Origin of the sequence: Lysobacter capsici (assembly GCF_014779555.2) — a bacterium.
Classification (GTDB): domain Bacteria; phylum Pseudomonadota; class Gammaproteobacteria; order Xanthomonadales; family Xanthomonadaceae; genus Lysobacter; species Lysobacter capsici.
Genome location: NZ_CP094357.1, coordinates 876,954 through 892,706 on the forward strand (window position 1 = coordinate 876,954; position 15,753 = coordinate 892,706).

The window sequence follows — 15,753 nt, forward strand, 5'->3', positions numbered from 1 at the left end:
GCCATGTACTTCCGAATCATCCCGGGCAATCTGGATCTGGCCGGCATCCGCGACCGGATCAGCGATGAAGAGCTCGGCGCCTCGCGCTTCGTCGAATCGAAAATGGCGCAGGACAAGGAGAGCGGCGCGACCAAGATGGTCAACGTGGTGAAGTTCGTGCCGCTCGCGCCCGGGCAGATTCCGCCCGATCCAACCGTCACGCTCGCGTCCGGCCAGTCCGCGCCGCCGCCGGAATGGCGCGGCGTCATGGTGGTGAAGGGGGAGGCGGTGGTCATCGAGTTGCGTCGCTGACAAGCGCGATGCAGCAGGCCGCGCGCGATCGCGCCGGCACGGCGGACAAAATCTTCGAGCCGGTGGTCAAGCCGCTGGCGGGCGCGATCGGCTATGTGGCCGTGCCGGGGTTTTCAGGCGGCGACGACGCCGGCCGCGACGCGTTCGCGCGCGGGATCGTCGAACGCATCGCCGCGCGCGCGCCGAGCGCGTCCGCGGGCTGGATCGTCGATCTGCGCGGCAACAGCGGCGGCACGATGTGGCCGATGTTGGCCGGCCTGCGGCCGCTGCTCGGCGCCAGCGAGATCGGCGGCAATGTGTCGGCGCCCGGCCAGCCGATGCGGCGGTGGCGGCCGGAACAGCTCATGCCGAACGCGGCGACCTGGCCGCAACCGGATTTGCGCGCGGCCAAGGTCGCGGTGTTGATCGGGCCGCGCACCAGCAGTTCCGGCGAAGCGGTGGCGATCGCGTTCAGCGGTCGCGCCCGCACGCGCTCGTTCGGTCAGCCCAGCGATGGTCGTTCGACCTCCAACGAAACTATCGCATTGCCCGATGGCGGCGCCCTGCTGCTGACCACGGCCGTGTTCGCCGATCGCAGCGGCAAGCTGTTCGGCGGCAGGATCGAGCCGGATGTGGTGGTGCCAGCTGGCGACGGCGACGGCAATTCCGATGCGTCCGATCCGGCGCTTGCGGCGGCGCAGGTGTGGCTGGCCTCCGACGAGTAGGGCGCGCTTTGATGCGACAGTGACTCGGCGGTGACTCGGTACTGATCCCGTATTGACCCGCGTCCGAACCCGCCGTCCGGGACAAAGCGATCGACGCCGAAAGCGACTCGGCGCTTGCGCCGCGCACTCGCACTCACGCCCCCGCCCCCGCCCCCGCCGCGAGCCAGCGAGCAAAAACGTTTCATTCCTGAAATGTCCTGCCCCGCGTTGCACGCTCGTTTACTCGGGGGTGATCGGCGCGGACAGCGCATCGATCCACATCAAGGACCGGACCGGGCGCTGCTGCGTTCGGCCGAACAGCGCGCCGCGCTGAACTTTCAAGGAGAAACGCATGCCGCTGGGTCGACTGCTCAATATCAACCAGGTCCTCGCCGGCATCCGTCCGGCGCCGGCCGCGCAGCCGATCAAGCTGCCCGGCGGGATCGTGGTGCCGGCGCCGGTGACGCCGGCCGTGGTGGTCGCGCCGCCGGCCGCGCCGCCCGCCGCCGCGCCGCCCGTCGCTGCGCCTGCGCCGGCCGTGCGCGTGGCGCCGCCGTTCATTCCCGGCGCGGTGCGGGTGAACCCGGCGATCCTGCGCGCGCAGCCGGCGATCGTCGCGCAACTGGAAGGCCGCACCCTGCGTCCGCGCTTGAACGACCTGCGCCCGGACCTGTTTCCGATCAAGACCGGCGGCGGTTTCGGCCGCGGCGAATCGCAGCATCCGATCAGCCCGACCCAGACCCCGGACGATCGTTGCCTGTATGAAAGCCCGAACAACCCGCAGCAACGCTACTGGCTGCCGCGCTATCGCCTGCGCAACGCCAACGGCCGCTACGAGATCAACGTCGCCGAAGGCCAGAACGGCTTGTGGGCGGTGAGCCTGGGCCTGGAAACCTATCCCGCGCCGGAGATCGCCGATGCCGCGCGCACCGCGCAGATGCTCGAGGTCACGCGCAGCGCATCGGTGACCTATCGCGTGCCCGGCACCGCGATCGAACAGCGCCTGCCCGCCGGCGAAGTGCAGAAGGACGCGACCGGCTGCGTGGTGATGCTGCAGCTCAGCCTGGCCGATCGCGACGGCCTGCTGCGCGCGTTCATGAGCAACGACGCGCAATGCAAGCTGGTGCTGTCGCGCGGCTTCACCGTCGCGGTGCCGTTGCCGGCGGGCACCTCGCCCGACGTGCCCAAGCGCCAGCTGATGATGGTCAAGGGCCAGATGCAACTGGCGCGCGCGCCGCTGGAAAGCGCGCAGCTGATGTCGCGCGCGGCGGTGGTCGATGCGAGCATGGTGGCGAAACCGGCGGTGACGCTCGATCCGGGCATTACCGCCAAGATGACCGCATCGATGGCGCCGATGCGCGCGGTCGGGGTCAAGCCGCCGGTGTCGCGCATTCCGATCTCGACGATCAAGGCGCGCCGTTTCGACGGCACCCCGATCATCGTCCAGCCCGAGCCGATGCCCGACGACGTACCGCCGCCGCCCGCGCCGGAAACGCGTTACGAAATCTCCAACCAGGTGCAGGACTGGGCGGTCGCGTTGTTCTTCGAACCGCAACTGCATCCGTATCTGTACCCGGCCGGCAGCGCCACCGGCCCGCAGGCCAGCCGCTGGGTCGTGCATGCGCTGCGCTATCCGGCCGGCAGCGGCCGCAGCCACGCGTATTTCCAGGACTTGAACGATCCGGCGCGGATCTTCTACCTGCCCGACGCGTTCAAGCTCGCGCGCCGCAGCGAAGCGCCGCACGCGCCGTCGCTGGTGTTCCAGGTCGACCAGGGCGACAACGCCGAACAGGTGATGGTCGATCTGACCTGCGAAGTGCGTCCGGTCACCGACGGCGAGCGCCTGCTCGCCGCGCGCCGCGAGCTGGCCGACAAGGTGCCGGCCAGCGCGGCCAATCCCAATCGCGAATTCGAACTGCGCCTGCTGCGCGCCAAGTCGAGCCTGCAGATGGCGGTGCTGCGCAACGGCGCGGTGCGTTCGGAAACCGTGGCCGCGACGATCGACTGGGACAACGGCTTCACCGTCAACGAGCGCTTCGAGTTCAAGGATTTCCAGGACGTGTTCGGCGTGCTGATGGCCGCGTCCAACTCCAACCTGCTGCAGGGCAGCGTGGTGGTGACCACCGGCATCAACGAGAACGTGATGGTGCCGGTCAAGCTCAACTTCGCCGACATGGAAGGCGAGTTGTTCCAGTCGATCGAAACCCCCGATCCGCAGACCGGCGCGGTCGCGGTCAAGCTGCTCAACGCGACCGAGAGCAAGCTGCGCATCACCCAGTTGCCGACCTGGATCACCCGCGGCGAAGGCCTGGTGGTCGGCCGCATCGAAGGCCTGGACCTGAGCCAGCCGGTCGAGGTCGAGCCCGAACAAAGCCTGCAGTTCACCGTGCAGCCCACCGATACGCTCAGCGGCAACGCGCCGGCCGATGCGATCTTCAACACCGCCTCGGTGCGCAGCATCCCCGACGGCGAGGCGATCCTCAAATACACCCTGGACGACACCATCGATCAGGAAACCTTCCGCGCGGTCACGGTGATGACCGCGCCGGAAGTGCTGGAGAACATCGCCACCGGTTCGTCCGGCGGGCCGATCCTCAACATCATCGTCGAGTTCCGCGGCAACCGCCGGGTGGTGCTGGGCGAGGCCAACCAGAGCGTCGACATCGACGTGCCGGTGCCGTTGATGGACATCCTGTTGCGCAAGGACAGCGAAGGTTTCTACGAATACCGCCAGACGGTGGTGTTCAAGTCCGGCCAGAAATCGCCGACGACGCCGTGGCGCCGCGACGATGCGGGCGTGCTGTTCGTGACCGCGGTCTGAGCCATGTCCTTTTCCGGTCATCCCGATTGGCGCGCGCCGATGCAGATCGGCGAACGCATCGCCTATGCCGCCTACGATCGGCCCGGCGCGTTCGCGCTGCCGCCGACCCAACTGGCGGCGCAGACGCTCGACGAAACCCCGCCGCTGCGCCTGGACATCTTCCAGCAGGACCGCGGCAGCGCCGGGCTGGAGCGTTACTCGATCCTGTCGCTGGCGTTCGCCGCGCAGTTCGGCCTCGACGCCGCGCGCCAAGCCGCGTTCGACGCCGCGCAGAACGTGCGCCTGTCGCCGTTGCCGGTCGAAGGCGGCTGGCTGCGCTTGAACGCGGTGCAGGCGCTGGACTTGCCGGCATCGCTCGGCGAACTGCTGCCGCTGGATGCGGCCAGCCTGGGCTCGATGGGCCTGGCGCTGCGCATGGACAGCGCGGCGACCGATCTGTTCGTCGCCGCCCTGCAGCGCGGCCTGCTCGCGGTCAGCGCGCAAGCCTGGCTGCGCGTGCGCGGCGTCGCCGACCGCCTGCCGCTGACGATGAGCTTCGATCCGGCCGCGTTGCTGGCGGCGATCAAGTCGCTCGGCAACGGCGCGGCCACGGTCGATCATGCGCTGCTGCGGCAACGCCTGATCGACGCGCCTCAGACCTTGGGTCTGGGTCTGGCCGCGACCTCCGGCGACATCCTCAAGCAACCGCTGGCCGATGCGGTGCTCGATCGCATCGTCGCGCGCTTCGCCTCGCCACAGCCGTCCGCGGCCGATGCGCCGAGCGGCGTGCGCCTGGTGTTCGACGAAGCGGCGATGCGCAGCGGCACGGTGCAGTGGAATCTCGCCGAGCCGCTGTTGACCCCGCGCCTGTTCGTGATCGAAGCCGATCCGCTCGGTCCGCTGCGCACCTTGCCCGGCGGCGAACTGCACGACACCGTCGTGCGCCGTCACGACGTGCGCGCGCTGGCCAGCGGCTGGCGCACGGTGACGGTGCGGCCGAACCTGCCGCAGCGGCGCATCGGCGTGGTCTCGACCCAGGTCGAGCTGCAACTGCCGGCCAAACCGCCGGCGCGCATGTTCACGATCAAGACCAGCACGCCGCTGGCCGCGTCGGATCGGCCGATCACGGTCGATCTGCGCCTGAGCCCCAAGGAAGCGCTGAGCTATCAGTGGCAGACCACCGCGGTCGTGCTCAGCGACGGTCGCGCCGAATCGATCAAGGGCCCGGTGCGCAAATCCGAGCGCGAGCATCTGCTGATCGAAGCCGAGGATTTCGGCCTGCGTTTCGTTCCGATCGAAGCCGAGCCGGCGTTTCTGGCCCAGGCCGACGTCGAGGTCGAATGCGCGGGCACACGCAAGGGTCGGGCCTGGTCGGTGCGCGGCGTGCTCGACGATGTGTCGCCGAGCCTGGCGTTCGCGATCCCGGCCGATGTCCAGGACGCGAAGCTGCGCGCGAGCGCGCGTTCGCGCCAGGACGGCCGCGCCTGCGCGATGGCGCCGGTCGATGCCGACAGTCTGCGTCTGGATGCTTTCAGTTTCGAAGGCGCCGGCTCGCGCGAACTCGAAGCGGTCTGCGACTTCGACGACGCCGCGGCGCAGATTCTGATCGAGATCGCGCCGGAAGACGGCACCGAGCAGCCGGCACGACGCCGCCTGCTGAAATTCACCCGCAACACCCCGCGCGCGCATTGGACCTGGCTTGCGCTGTCGCCGTTCCGCTCCGGCTATCGCTGGCGCTGGACCGCGCAGTCGCCCTGGTCGGACGTGCTGCAACCCGATACGCCGCTGCGACTGCGCAGCAGCGATGCCTCAAGGACGAACAACGGAGCAGGGACATGAGCTCGAACGAATCCCCGACCGCCGACACCGGCGCCGGTTACGAAAACCTTCGCGGGGTGCTGGTCGCGCCGGGCGATCAGGCGACGACCTGGTATTACCGCGCCGCCGCGCCGACGCTGGCGACCGATGCGAACGGACGCGTGCAGTTCACCTTGATCAACGCCGGACCGATGACGATGTTCGCCTGCACCGGCATGTGGGGCGTGGCGACCGCGACCTTGGACGCGGTGCGCGCCGATCTGGCCGCGCGCGCCGGCGTGCCGGTGGCGCAGTTGAACCTGCTGCCGGCGCCGGTCGAAGTCGGCGAGGTCAGCCTGATGCTCGGCGACGGGCAGGGAGGATATGTGCAACTGGGCAAGACCCGTTCGTCGGGCGCGCCGCCGTACCACGCCGCGTTCAACATCATGCTCGACGCCGATCAGGCCGCGCGCGTCCGCAAGGCCTTGAGCGGCGAACGCGGCTGGCTGGAGCTGCGTTACGCGATCACCGCCGCCGCGCCGAGCCGGCATACCGCGAGCACGACCACGAGCGACGCGGTCGATGTCGAGGTGTCGCTCCGCGCCGACGGCGAGCAGTCCGATGCCGGCCTGAGCCTGCGCAGTCAGGTCAGCACCTATGCCGAACGCGGCCAGGAACAACAGCAGACACAACACGTATCGGCGGACGCCGCGGACTGGGGATTGCCCAAGCCATGAACGTGGGATCTTGATCGTGTCGCGACCGGGCGCGAGCTGAGCGAACGCCGCCCGCGGCCGCGCTGCGAATCGTAACGGCGCCATCTTGCGCCAGCGGCGCTTGCCGCGCGATGCAACGGAAACGTTCGCGACCGGTGGATCGGTCGCGACGGTAGCCGTCTCTTCGGGAACGACGATGTGGGTCTATCGCAGGCCCGCAGCGGGCGAGTATTGCCTTGTCGTTTTGTTGGAAACAGCTGAAAAATAGCACTTTTAACGTGTCCGGTACGAAGCGGTGGTGGCGTTCTAAAGATTCGAACCGCACAACGTTCGCCGCGGAACATCGTCGCTGTAAGCGCGCAAGCCAACGCGCGAGGCAATCAAACGAACTCAGGATTTATCAGGATAAGGAGCAAGTCCATGCTTAAGATCGACAACGTTGACACCATCCTCGACCACGTGGTTTACGGCGACGATGCCAACGACTTCACCTACTACATCATGCCGAACACGCCGAACTTCGCGCGCATGGCCAGCGGCGGCCTGGCGCTGCGCTTCGTCGAGTACGGCCAGATCCGCGAGGACGGCGGCAAGAAGTTCGGCGGCTTCATCGCCTTCGACACCGAGCTGGCGGTCGCCGCCGACGTGCAGACCAAGATCACCGCCGAACTGCAGAAGAAGCTGGCCGAGAAGTACAAGGGCAAGAACGTGCCCAAGGTCGCGATCGCGCCGGTGACCTGGACCGACGGCACCGTCGAGCTGCTGCTGACCGAGGGCGGCGCGCTGGTCGAGAAGATCCGCGGCGCCGGCAAGCCGTCGATCTACGGCAAGAACGTCGCCTCGTTCATGGTCGAGCTCAGCGAACTGGGCACGGCGATCTTCAAGGAAACCCTGAGCACCGGTTCGGCCTCGGCGGTGCAGGTCGTCTACAAGATGAACTGCTACATGCGCCTGCCGGAAATGAAGGCCTGGGGCACCTGGAACGCGTCGGAGTTCTACAGCTTCTTCCAGGACATCAACACCGAAGACCGGATGTGGCACGAGGACAGCTACACCGAGGTGATCAGCTCCAGCCGCTGGAAGAACGACATCACCAAGACCCACTTCGAGTTCGTGCAGGCGCCCAACCTCAGCGCCGAGGACAACGCCAAGCTCGAGGCCGACATCCGCGCGATCATCAACAAGCAGCTCGAAGCGGCGGTGCAGCGCAACTTGCTCAAGGAAATCGCCGAGGTCGATCCGAACACCAAGGACCTGCGCGAAGAGCAGGACATCGAGGACATCCGCCGCACCATCAACAAGAGCCAGATCGCCAACGTGCGGGTGGAGTGGAGCGAGGCCAAGGCGGTCATCGTCAACCGCAACCCGCAGGGCATGCTGCCGACGATCACCTCGCTGACCGACGACAAGAAGAAGCCGCTGAAGTGGGAGGACTACTACTCCAAGATCAACCTGGACGAGTTCCTCAAGACCGTGCAGGTGGTGATGCGGGTCAACGCCGATTTCGCCAACCTGCCGATCCACAGCGTCGAGGTCAAGATCCGCTACCCGTACGGGCCGAACAAGAAGGTCCAGGAGTTCGTCTTCACCAAGCCCGACGACGTGGCCAAGTTCGAGGCCTTCGTGTTCGAGGGCAAGCGCGACTTTACCTATCAGGTCACGGTCAACTACAAGGGCGCGACGTTCAAGCAGGTGTCGGAGGAGATCAAGACCGACGACACCAACCTGACCATCAACGTCGACGACCTCGGCGTGCTGGCGCTGGACATCGGCCCGGGCGACATCGACTTCGCCCAGGTGCCGCGCACCCAGATCACCGTGCGCTACAAGCACGGCAAGCAGCCGGTCGAAGCCAAGTTCAACATGACCGCGGCGACGCCGAACTTTGCCCTGCGCAAGATCATCGGCACGCCGCGCACCGAGGACATCGACCTGGAGTTCCTGTACACGCTGGCCGACGGCCGCCAGGTCAAGAAGCTGGCCAAGCAGCAGGCCAAGGAACTGTACGTCGACGATCCGTTCTCGGCGTCCAAGACGGTCAGCTTCCGCGCCGCCGGCGATCTGTCCGCCGAGATCGCCTCGATCACGGTCGAGGCCAGCTACACCGACACGGCCAACAAGTACAACCAGAAGACCATCGTGACGCTGTCCAGCGACATGACCTCGTTCGACTGGACCTTCCCGGTGGTCGACGAAACCCTGGGCGAGGTGAAGTACGCGGTCACCACCTTGTTCGCCGACGGCACCAGCAAGGAAGAGAACGAAAAGGTCGCGACCCGCTCGACCATCATGGTCGGCAAGAAGCTCGACGCGCTGGAAGTGGCGGTGGTGCCGGACCTGCTGAACTGGGACGAGCTGAAGATGGTCAGCGTGGCGCTGTCGCACGGGACCAAGCGCATCGATCTGCGCTTCAAGCCCGGCGACGAGGAAAAGAGCTGGAAGCTTCCGCTCACCGACGGCGAAGAGCCCGAGTACAAGGCCACGGTCACCTACTTCCTCACCGACGGCAAGCGCAAGGTCGTGGGCCCGGAAACCAAGACGGATCTGTCGCTGTTCCTGGAACTTCCGGCCTGATTCCGTCGCTACGACCTTAGCCGCAAGCGCGGCGGGCCCGAACCTCGGGCCCGCCGTCGCCGACACTCATCACGCTTGACTCGGAAGGAGTCCGATCATGCTTCTCCTCGACAGCCGCACTCGCGAGATCAACGGCATCTCGGTCTTCCCCGACCATGCCGATCCCGAGCAGTGGTATTACATGCCGCTCAATCCGCACCTGACCACGGTGCGCGACAAGACCCTCGGCGTGGATGTGCCGCAGTTCCTGCTGATCGGTTTCCGCGGCGACGCGGGCACCGGCGGCTTTGTCAACTTCGACTGCAACCTCGGCGCCACCCAGAGCCAGCTCGACGATCTGGCCCGCGAGATCGCCAACTCGGAAAACCTGCGCAACAAGCCGCGGATCGCGCCGGTGCCGCTGGAAGACGGCGGCGTCAAGCTGATGATGCTCGGCAAGGCCACCGGCGATGTCGCGCCGACCGCCGGCCCCGGCCCGCAGTTCGTGCTCAAGATCGATCAGTCGGCCAAGCCGGCGCTGTACGGCGCCAACCAGGCCTCGTTCTCGGTGCGTCTGGACCAGGACGGCTACACGGTGATGGAGCAGTGCCTGGAAGGCGAGATCCTGCCGGTGGCGGTGATCTATTCGCTGGACTTCCTCGGCCTGCGCCCGGCCTACAACATCAATCTGAAGATCGATTGGGACCGTGTGCAAAAGCACATGGACGAAAGCTTCTCCGGCGGCAACATGTTCTTCTCCACCGAGATCGGCAAGGCGGTCGACGAACTGGTCGAAAGTCGCGCGATCGTGTTGGAGGCCGATACGTTTGTTGCCGAAAGCGAGGACACCAAGGGCATCATCGACCGCCGCGACGCCGCCCTGGCGCAGGTGCGCAACATGATCACCGATGCGTTCTTCCAGGCCAGCCTGCCGCCGTGGACGCCGGAGAAGAAGTCCGATTTCGAACGCGGGCTCGATGCGCTGGGCAAGTTCGCCAGCCAGTCCTCGGCGATGGCCGCCGGCGGGCCGATCGGCGCGCTGATGCCGAGCTTCAGCTACAAGCGCATGGACTACACGCGCATCGACAAGAAGAAGCTCAACGTCAATTTCTCCGAGCGCGTCGCGGTCAAGCGGTCGATCTATCCGCAGGGCCATCTGGCGGCGTTGTTCAAGACCATCCGCGAAGGCAACGTGCCGCGCGACCGCCTGGTCAAGCAGATCAGCCTGGACAACGACTTCTTCAAGAAGCGCCGGGTCAAGGTGATTTCGCGCGCCGATCTGGCCGCCGACGACATCGGCAGCCTCAACGTGCGCGTGCGCTACGGCGACAAGGCGCAGAACGCGCTGCTCGGCGCCAGCCAGGGCGACGCCAGTTTCGAATGGCTCAGCCAGCTCGACCGCGGCCAGATGAAGCGCGAGGTGCAGGTCGAGTACGAGGTCAACTTCAAGGGCGTGGACGCGGCCGAGCGGCCGACCAAGCTCAAGTCGAAGGTGCAGACGTTCGATGTGGAAAACGTCGAGATCATCCCGCGCGACCTGTACACGATCAACACCGTGCCGGTGTTCGCCGAGAACTTCCCGTGGGATCGCTACAGCTCGGTCGACGTGTTCCTGCGTTATCGCGATCCGGCCAACAAGATCAACCAGAACGACCTGGTGCGGCTGACCAAGGATGCGCAGACGGGCGCGTGGAAGATGTTCATGCTCGACCAGAGCAAGACCGCCTATGAAGTGCGCATCGTCTTCCATGGCATCAGCGGCGGCGACACGGTCCGCGACTGGACCTCGCTGGACGAGCCGCAGGTGTCGATCCGCAATCCGTTCCAGACCCGGCGGGTGGTGCAGGTGGTGCCGAACTTCAACTGGAACGAGGTGCAGGAAGCCTTCGTCGACCTGCGCTACATCGACAAGGCCAACGGCGTGCAGGAAGAAATGCAGATGTCGTTCCAGGAAGGCGCGGCCGCGCAGACCTTCGCCGTGGATATGCGCAATCCCGAGATCAAGGGCGTGTTCTACAGCGTCAGCATCCTGTACAAGGACGGCCGCGATATCGAGGAGATTCCCGAGTCGGTGACCAACAGCAATCGAATCATGCTCAAGGCCGGCATGAAGGGAAGACGCATCGTCACCGTAAAGCCGCCTTTGGATTTCGCCAAACGGAAAATGCGCAAGGCCAAGGTCTCGCTGCGCTTCGAGGACTTCGCCGGCGGCCTGTCGTTCGCCGAGGACTTCGAGTTCACCGACGGCCAGGCCTCGGGCGAGTTCGAATACGACTACCTCGACCCGGCGCGCATGCGCTACGAGTACAAGGCCAGCTATCTGCTCGAGAACGGCACCAACAAGGCCGGCAACTGGGTGGCCAGCGATGCGACCGATCTGGTGTTGAAGATGGCCTGATGTCCGCCGCCGCTGCCGCGTGCGGGTCGCTGCGTTTTTGCTCGTCATTCCCGCGAACGCGGGAATCCAGCGACTTACGGGCACGGTCGCGATAAGGCACTGGATTCCCGCGTTCGCGGGAATGACGGTGATGTGTATCGCGCAGACGGGTGGACATCAGTCGCGTAAGGAAACGTTTCCGTAGCGCGCGGCACGCCGCGCGCATGGACTCACGATCTCAGGAGTTCGTCATGCTCAGTCTCGAAAAGCCGCTTTCCATCGACGGCATCACCGTGTTCCGCGACCACGCCGACAAGGGCCAGTTCTGGTACCTGCCCGGCCCGGTCACGCTGGCCACGCGTCAGCCCGATGGGCGCAAGGAATTCAGTTTCCTCAAATACCGCGTCGCCGATGCCACCGCAGCCGACAAGGGCGGCGGCTTCGTGATGTTCGTGACCACCTTGCAGCTGTCCTCGTCGATGGAGTCGAAGATCATCGGCCGGCTCAACGCCGAACCGGGCGTGCAGTTGCCGGTGCGGCTGACCTGCGCCACGTTCGAGGAAGGTTCGGTGCAATGCATCGCCTTGAACGCGCAGGGCGGTGGCGGCACCTCGGCGCAACCGGCCGCGCCGGGCACGTTCAACGCGGTCGAACACATTCTCGGCGCGACCGTGCCGTCGATGGACGCGGCCAACCGCGCCGCCTTCAGCCTGAGCCTGTCGGCGGAAGGCGCGACGATTCTCGAATCCGCGCTCAGCGACGGCATGACTCCGATCGGGGTGATCTACGACTTCAAGTACCTGGCCATGCGGCCGGCGTTGAAGGTCACCATCACCGCCGACTTCGAACGCATCTACAACCATTTCAGCGCCAGCCTGGAAGGGCAGTACGCGTGGTTCAAGGCCGGTATCGACGCGGCGTTCGAGTCGCTGGTGCAGAACGGCGTGATCGACATCCAGGTCGAAGCGTTCACCGACAGCGAAGACAAGCGCGACCAGGAAAAGTGGGCGCTGGATTTCTTCAAGGACGATCTGCTGAGCAAGTGGTTCGAACCGACCCTGGTGCCGGGCAAGCTGGCGACCGATGCGGCGCATGCGGGAACCGGCACGGGTACGGGCACCGGCACCAATCCGGGCGGCACGGGCGGCGGTACGGGCGGAACCGGCGGCAGCACGGGCGGCACGGGTGGCAGCACCGGTGGAACCGGCGGCAGCACGGGTGGCACGGGCGGAAGCACCGGCGGAACCGGCGGCAGCACGGGCGGCACGGGCGGAAGCACCGGCGGAACCGGCGGCGGCACGGGTGGCACGGGCGGGAGCACCGGCGGAACCGGCGGCAGCACGGGCGGTACGGGTGGCAGCACCGGCGGAACCGCTCCCGGCGGTTTCAGCGGCACCAGCGGCGCAAGCAGCGGCGGAACATCCGGCGGCACCGGCACCACCACGCCGCCGACCGCGCAGATCCAGCCGGCCGCGCTGACGGTCGAATCGCAATCGCCGACGCCGCTGCCCGCGGGGCAGACGGTCACCCACACCCCGGCCGCGAACGGCCTGGCCGAAACCATCACCGTGACCGGCGCCGGCGCGGTGGTGAAGGTCGACGGACAGACCGTCGCCGCCGACGCGCAGGGCCGGGTCAACCTCACCGTCAATCCGGCTTCGGAAAAACTCATCGAAGTCGAATGGCCGGCGGCGACCCAGGAACAGACCTTCGGCCTGTTCTTCGATTTCGACAAACCCGCCGCGAGCGGCTGGATGATCAATCCGCCGTCGACGCAGTACCGCGCCTATGTCGAGAACACCACCACCGACCCGCGCTATCGCGACGCCTCGGGCACCTTGCGCATCGAAGGCGACGGCAACTGGACCGGCACCGAACGCGGCGCCGATCGTCTGGCCGCGTGGGTGCGCAGCCTGCCCGCGCCGCGCAACGTGCGGCTGGAAGCGTACGCAAGCCACGAGCACGCCAACGGCGCCACCGAGGCGCAGCGCGTGACCTACAACCGCGCGCTGTCGCAGCGTCGTCTCGACGTCGCCGCGGCGGTGGTGCGTCGCGCCGGCGGCAACTTCACCGTCACCCCGGCCAACGCGCACGGCGACGTTCCGGCGAGCAGCCGTCCGGGCACGCATTCCACGATGGGCGGCGATCCCGACAACCGCGTCGTCCACGTGATCGGCCAGGTCGCCGGCACCACGCCGAGCCGTTGGCGCGGCCGTCTGCGTCGTCCCGCGTCGGTTACGCCGACTCCGACTCCGACTCCGACTCCGACGCCTACACCCACGCCGACGCCTACACCGACTCCGACGCCCACTCCAACCCCGACGCCCACACCCACTCCGACCCTGCCCACGCCGCCGACCGCGGTCAGCCTGTCGCTCAAGCTCAAGTTCGTGCACCAGGAAGAGCGCAAGAAACTGACCCTGCGCTACAACCGCGCCGAAGCCACGCGCCGCACTTACGCGCCGCAAGGTTTCTTCGGCCTGATGCTCGGCGATCTGCGCGACAAGTCGAAGTACTTCAAGGAAATCGATCTCGACGATCCGTTCTTCCGCCAGTTCGCGGTCGAGGCGAGCATGCCGATCGCGTTCGAACCGATCGACCTGAAGTCGGCGCAGGTCGCGCTGGACTACGGCGACAAGAAGAAGCCGCGCGATCACAAGCACGCCGACTTCGTGTTCACGCCCGGCGAAACCGGGGTCAAGCGCTTCGAAGCGTTCATGAACGAGACCCGCGATATCGGTTACGACGCCGCGTTCCAGTACCACTTCGATCCGCAGTCCGACTGGGCCGCCGACCGCAGCTCGTACACGATCCCGGCGGCCAAGACCGAAGACCGCACCTTGTTCGTCAATCCCTACGAACACGTCGAGTTCCGCCAGATCACCGCGACCCCGGGCGATATCGATTGGGAAGTGGTCGAATCGATCGACGTGAAGTTGCAGGCGCGCGGCTACACCACGCCCGAGCCCAAGACCACGCTGACCCTGACCAAGACCTCAGGTCCGAAGACCTGGCGTCTGCGCGGCGCCAAGCCGGCCCCGGCCGATCGCGGCGTGACGTATCAGATCGTGCAGCGGCGCAAGGGCGTGAGCCAGGCCGATCCGGCGTCGCCGCCGATCGAAGTCGACGTGCCCGAGTTGATCGTGCACGACAGCTTCGAAGATGCGCTGCAGCTCGAGTTCATCCCGGTGTTCGATCCGGCCATGGTCAAGCGCGTCTACATCGACGTGAAGTACGAGGACGGCGCCTACAAGCGCAACGAACGCATCGAGATGGCCGGCACCCAGGCCGATCCGGTCAAGCTGCGCATCGCCTTGAAGAACGCGGACAAGCGCAAGTTCCGTCGCCGCTTCACCTTCGTCGGCATGCAGGGACAGTTCGATCAGCGCGCCTGGGTCGACGAGACCGAAGAACTGATCGCGGTGCAGTGACATGACGAACGCCGCCTACGTGATGCCGTTCGAAGTCACCGGGGCGTTGCCCGCGCCGGTCGCCGCGACCTTGCGGCGGCTGCGCGCGGTGTTGCCGGCGCAGGCCGATGCGGCGCAGACGATGTTGGGCCGCGTGCTCGCGCCGTTGGCCGAGTCGGTATGGCCGGAGATGGCCTGGCGTTTCAGCAGCCTGACCAACACCGGCGTGCCGGTGGAGTTCGCCTGGACCACGCGCGAAGCGGCGGTGCGATGGACCGCCGAAGTCGCCGCGCCGGAAACCGACGACGGCGAGCGCTTGGCGATCGCCGCGCGCGCGCTGGACTGGCCGCTCGATTCGCCGTCGGCGGATCTGGCGACGTGGTTCGAGCATCAGCGCGATTGCCGCCTGAAGTTCGGCGCCTGGGCCTCGGCGCGTCACGGCGACGGCACCGCGATCAAGTTGTACGCGGATCTGCCGTCGGGCCGTCTGCCGTCGGCATGGCAAGGTCGCCACCCGGTGCTCAACTCGACCTTGTTGTTCTGGCGCATGGCCGGGGTCAATCCGGACGGCAGCGTCGAGTTGTACGCGCGCACTCACGACCTCGACCTGAGCGGATTGGCGTCGTTGGCGCGAACGCTGCTCGGCGATGCGGCGCCGATGATGAGCCAGTTGGCGGCGTTGATGCCGGGCAGCGATCTGCCGCGGCCGTCGGGCCTGAGTCTGGCCTTGTCGGCGAGCGGCGAACCGCGCGCGCTGACCTGGTTCACCTTCGCCAAGGCGATCTACCGCGACGATGCGCAAGTCGCCTCGGTATTGCGCGGCTTCGGTCAAGGTGTTTCGGCGCAGGTATACGCAGCGTTGGCGTCCGGCCCGGACGACGGACGCTGGCGTCACGGCATGATCGGCGTGGGCGGCGATATCGCCGGCAATGCCTGGGTGCAGTGCGGGGTGCGGCCGACGTGAGGTCATGATGCGATGCGCTCGCAAGGCATCGCGGTGCAGCCAAAGATGAAATAACAAGCGCCCGTAGACGATCACAAAGACGAAAGGCCCGGCGCAATGCCGGGCCTTCGTCGTTGCAACTTGCCGCGATGTCGAACAGCGCATCGATCGGCGCGTGCCGGC

9 protein-coding genes are annotated in these 15,753 nt (G+C 66.8%); all 9 read left to right on the forward strand.

Annotated features, from left to right (window positions below; translation table 11 throughout):
- The first annotated feature begins 3 nt into the window (after window positions 1–3).
- Window positions 4–291, forward strand: a complete 288-nt coding sequence (locus IEQ11_RS03590) for a hypothetical protein (protein ID WP_191821792.1) — start codon at window positions 4–6, stop codon at window positions 289–291.
- 8 nt (window positions 292–299) lie between these two features.
- The gene (locus IEQ11_RS03595) at window positions 300–995 is read left to right on the forward strand and encodes a S41 family peptidase (RefSeq protein ID WP_191821793.1); all 696 of its coding nucleotides are present in this window, start codon (window positions 300–302) and stop codon (window positions 993–995) included.
- A 331-nt stretch (window positions 996–1,326) separates the two neighbouring features.
- Window positions 1,327–3,795: a hypothetical protein gene (locus IEQ11_RS03600; protein ID WP_191821794.1), complete on the forward strand. Its 2,469-nt coding sequence runs from the start codon at window positions 1,327–1,329 to the stop codon at window positions 3,793–3,795.
- Window positions 3,796–3,798: 3 nt separating this feature from the next.
- Complete coding sequence (locus IEQ11_RS03605; protein WP_191821795.1) at window positions 3,799–5,613, forward strand: hypothetical protein; 1,815 nt, start codon at window positions 3,799–3,801, stop codon at window positions 5,611–5,613.
- Window positions 5,610–6,308: a hypothetical protein gene (locus tag IEQ11_RS03610; protein WP_191821796.1), complete on the forward strand. Its 699-nt coding sequence runs from the start codon at window positions 5,610–5,612 to the stop codon at window positions 6,306–6,308. The genes IEQ11_RS03605 and IEQ11_RS03610 overlap by 4 nt, the downstream gene beginning before the upstream one ends.
- 399 nt (window positions 6,309–6,707) lie before the next feature.
- On the forward strand, window positions 6,708–8,861 hold the full coding sequence (locus IEQ11_RS03615; protein ID WP_096412832.1) for a hypothetical protein: 2,154 nt from the start codon (window positions 6,708–6,710) through the stop codon (window positions 8,859–8,861).
- A 97-nt stretch (window positions 8,862–8,958) separates the two neighbouring features.
- The gene (locus IEQ11_RS03620) at window positions 8,959–11,238 is read left to right on the forward strand and encodes a hypothetical protein (RefSeq protein WP_191821797.1); all 2,280 of its coding nucleotides are present in this window, start codon (window positions 8,959–8,961) and stop codon (window positions 11,236–11,238) included.
- A 230-nt stretch (window positions 11,239–11,468) separates the two neighbouring features.
- Window positions 11,469–14,648 carry a hypothetical protein gene (locus IEQ11_RS03625; protein WP_191821798.1) on the forward strand — a complete coding sequence of 1,060 codons (3,180 nt, stop codon included), beginning with the start codon at window positions 11,469–11,471 and terminating at the stop codon, window positions 14,646–14,648.
- A 1-nt stretch (window position 14,649) separates the two neighbouring features.
- Window positions 14,650–15,591: a hypothetical protein gene (locus IEQ11_RS03630; protein WP_191821799.1), complete on the forward strand. Its 942-nt coding sequence runs from the start codon at window positions 14,650–14,652 to the stop codon at window positions 15,589–15,591.
- Window positions 15,592–15,753 lie beyond the last annotated feature (162 nt).

Excerpts from the sequence above, each read along its gene's own strand:
- IEQ11_RS03590 (WP_191821792.1), top strand. The coding sequence starts at position 4 with ATGTACTTCCGAATCATCCCGGGCAATCTGGATCTGGCCGGCATCCGC.
- IEQ11_RS03595 (WP_191821793.1), top strand. The coding sequence starts at position 300 with ATGCAGCAGGCCGCGCGCGATCGCGCCGGCACGGCGGACAAAATCTTC.
- IEQ11_RS03600 (WP_191821794.1), top strand. The coding sequence starts at position 1,327 with ATGCCGCTGGGTCGACTGCTCAATATCAACCAGGTCCTCGCCGGCATC.
- IEQ11_RS03605 (WP_191821795.1), top strand. The coding sequence starts at position 3,799 with ATGTCCTTTTCCGGTCATCCCGATTGGCGCGCGCCGATGCAGATCGGC.
- IEQ11_RS03610 (WP_191821796.1), top strand. The coding sequence starts at position 5,610 with ATGAGCTCGAACGAATCCCCGACCGCCGACACCGGCGCCGGTTACGAA.
- IEQ11_RS03615 (WP_096412832.1), top strand. The coding sequence starts at position 6,708 with ATGCTTAAGATCGACAACGTTGACACCATCCTCGACCACGTGGTTTAC.
- IEQ11_RS03620 (WP_191821797.1), top strand. The coding sequence starts at position 8,959 with ATGCTTCTCCTCGACAGCCGCACTCGCGAGATCAACGGCATCTCGGTC.
- IEQ11_RS03625 (WP_191821798.1), top strand. The coding sequence starts at position 11,469 with ATGCTCAGTCTCGAAAAGCCGCTTTCCATCGACGGCATCACCGTGTTC.
- IEQ11_RS03630 (WP_191821799.1), top strand. The coding sequence starts at position 14,650 with ATGACGAACGCCGCCTACGTGATGCCGTTCGAAGTCACCGGGGCGTTG.